Annotated in this window: 2 protein-coding genes; both read left to right on the forward strand. The window is 70.7% G+C overall.

Going from position 1 to position 2,835, the window contains the following annotated elements:
• Positions 1 to 117 precede the first annotated feature (117 nt).
• Positions 118 to 2,484: an RNA degradosome polyphosphate kinase gene (locus C1J00_RS41555; RefSeq protein WP_102913996.1), complete on the forward strand. Its 2,367-nt coding sequence runs from the start codon at positions 118 to 120 to the stop codon at positions 2,482 to 2,484.
• The coding region (locus C1J00_RS41560) for a CHAD domain-containing protein (RefSeq protein ID WP_146046375.1) at positions 2,465 to 2,835 on the forward strand (371 nt) is incomplete at its 3' end. The genes C1J00_RS41555 and C1J00_RS41560, both read left to right, overlap by 20 nt.

Consider the following 2,835-nt stretch of genomic DNA (forward strand, 5'->3'; position numbering starts at 1 on the left):
CCGGGAGCTACACCCTAGTGTTCGTCGGCAGCGTCAGATGTGTATAATAGACAGCCGCTATCCCGCACGTCATGTCTCCGTAACCATTGATTCAGACGAGCTTGCGAAGCTCGGCCAATGAATCCCGCCGTGCCAGAGCCTTCCCCACCCCGTGAGGGGCCCGAGGGAAACGGGAGCACTCGTGTGACACCCCCGCTCCCGCCCGCGCTGTCCGACGCGCCCGTGATGCTCGCGGCGCGGAAGAATGGGTCCATGAGCCAGCCGAACACCCAGGCACAGGTCCAGCACGCGCAGCCCTCCGTGGGCTCCATCGCAGCCCACCGCCCTCACACGGTGGCGGCAGCGGTCTCCGATCTGGAACCGGACATCGACGCCGACCTCGACGCCTACGAGGAGTCGCCGTACGACGGGCCCCAGCTGCCGCAGGGCCGCTTCCTCGACCGGGAGCGCAGCTGGCTCGCGTTCAACGAGCGCGTACTCGAGCTCGCCGAGGACCCGAACACGCCCCTGCTGGAGCGGGCCAACTTCCTCGCGATCTTCGCCAGCAACCTGGACGAGTTCTTCATGGTCCGGGTGGCCGGCCTGAAGCGCCGTATCGCCACCGGCGTGGCCACCCGCTCCGCCTCCGGTCTCCAGCCCCGCGAGGTGCTGGAGATGATCTGGGCCCGCTCCCGCGAGCTCATGGCCCGGCACGCCGCCTGCTACCACGAGGACGTCGCCCCCGCACTCGCGGAGGAGGGCATCCACCTGGTCCGCTGGAGCGAGCTGCAGGAGAAGGAGCAGGCCCGCCTGTTCACCCTGTTCCGGCACCAGATCTTCCCCGTGCTGACCCCGCTGGCGGTCGACCCGGCGCACCCCTTCCCGTACATCTCCGGCCTGTCGCTGAACCTGGCCGTCGTCGTACGCAACCCGGTCACGGGCCACAAGCACTTCGCCCGCGTGAAGGTGCCGCCGCTGCTGTCCCGGTTCCTGGAGAGCTCCCCGGGCCGCTACGTCCCCATCGAGGACGTCATCGCCGCCCACCTGGAGGAGCTGTTCCCGGGCATGGAGGTGCTGGAGCACCACGCCTTCCGCCTCACCCGCAACGAGGACCTGGAGGTCGAGGAGGACGACGCCGAGAACCTCCTCCAGGCGCTGGAGAAGGAGCTCATGCGGCGCCGCTTCGGCCCGCCGGTGCGCCTGGAGGTCGAGGAGTCCATCGACCGCGAGGTCCTGGACCTGCTGGTGCGCGAGCTGAAGATCAGCGAGGCGGAGGTGTACCCGCTGCCCGGGCCGCTGGACCTGACGGGCCTGTTCCGCATCGCCTCCCTCGACCGGCCGGAGCTGAAGTACCGCAAGTTCGTCGCCGGCACCCACCGGGACCTGGCCGAGGTCGAGTCGGCGTCCGCGCCGGACATCTTCGCCGCCCTGCGCGAGCGGGACGTCCTGCTGCACCACCCGTACGACTCGTTCTCCACCTCCGTCCAGGCCTTCCTGGAGCAGGCGGCCGGCGACCCGGACGTCCTCGCGATCAAGCAGACCCTGTACCGGACCTCGGGCGACTCCCCCATAGTCGACGCCCTCATCGAGGCCGCCGAGACCGGCAAGCAGGTGCTGGTCCTGGTCGAGATCAAGGCCCGCTTCGACGAGCACGCCAACATCAAGTGGGCCCGCAAGCTGGAGGAGGCCGGCTGCCACGTGGTCTACGGCCTGGTCGGCCTGAAGACCCACTGCAAGCTGTCGCTGGTGGTCCGCCAGGAGGGCGAGATGCTCCGCCGCTACAGCCACGTCGGCACCGGCAACTACCACCCGAAGACGGCCCGCCTCTACGAGGACCTCGGACTGCTCACGGCCGACCCGCAGGTCGGCGCCGACCTCTCCGACCTCTTCAACCGCCTGTCCGGCTACTCGCGCCGGGAGACCTACCGCCGGCTGCTCGTCGCCCCCAAGTCGCTGCGCGACGGCCTGATCTCGCGGATCACCAAGGAAGTCCAGCACCACCGCGCGGGGCGCCCCGCGTACGTCCGCATCAAGGTCAACTCCATGGTCGACGAGGCCCTCATCGACGCCTGCTACCGCGCGGCCCAGGCGGGCGTGCCGGTGGACGTCTGGGTTCGCGGCATCTGCGCGCTGCGCCCGGGCGTGGCGGGCCTGTCGGAGAACGTCCGGGTCCGCTCGATCCTCGGCCGCTTCCTGGAGCACTCCCGGGTGTTCGCCTTCGGCAACGGCGGCGAACCCGAGGTGTGGTTCGGCAGCGCCGACATGATGCACCGCAACCTCGACCGCCGGATAGAGGCCCTGGTCAGGGTCACCGACCCGGCCCACCGGGCGGCCCTGAACCGGCTGTTGGAGACCGGCATGTCCGACGCCACCGCCTCCTGGCACCTCGGCCCGGACGGCGACTGGACCCGGCATGCGACCGACGCGGACGGACAGCCCCTGCGCAACGTCCAGGAGATGCTCATAGACGCCCGGAGGCGCCGGCGTGGCACAGCAACACCTTGACCCGACGGATCCCCGGTCCCGGCACGCCGGGCCCGTCCCCACCGGTGACGCCCTCGCGGGCTATCTGCGGGCGCAGGCCACGGAGTTCCTCCGGGCGCTGCGCCTGCACCGGGAGACGGGGTCGGGGGCGAACGGCTCGGAGGGGTCCGCCGAGGCGGCCCGCGCCCTGCGCCGCTCGGCCCGCCGCATCAGCGCCGGCCTGCACACGTTCCAGTCCCTCCTCGACTCGGACTGGTGCGAGGCGATGCGCCCCGAACTGGCCTGGGTGTCGGGCACGCTGGCGATGGAGCACGCGTACACGGCGCGTCTGGAACGCCTGCTGAGCGCCTTGCACGCGATGATGGCGGACAT

This window comes from Streptomyces cahuitamycinicus, from assembly GCF_002891435.1.
GTDB lineage: Bacteria > Actinomycetota > Actinomycetes > Streptomycetales > Streptomycetaceae > Streptomyces > Streptomyces cahuitamycinicus.

Excerpts from the sequence above, each read along its gene's own strand:
- C1J00_RS41555 (WP_102913996.1), top strand. The coding sequence starts at position 118 with ATGAATCCCGCCGTGCCAGAGCCTTCCCCACCCCGTGAGGGGCCCGAG.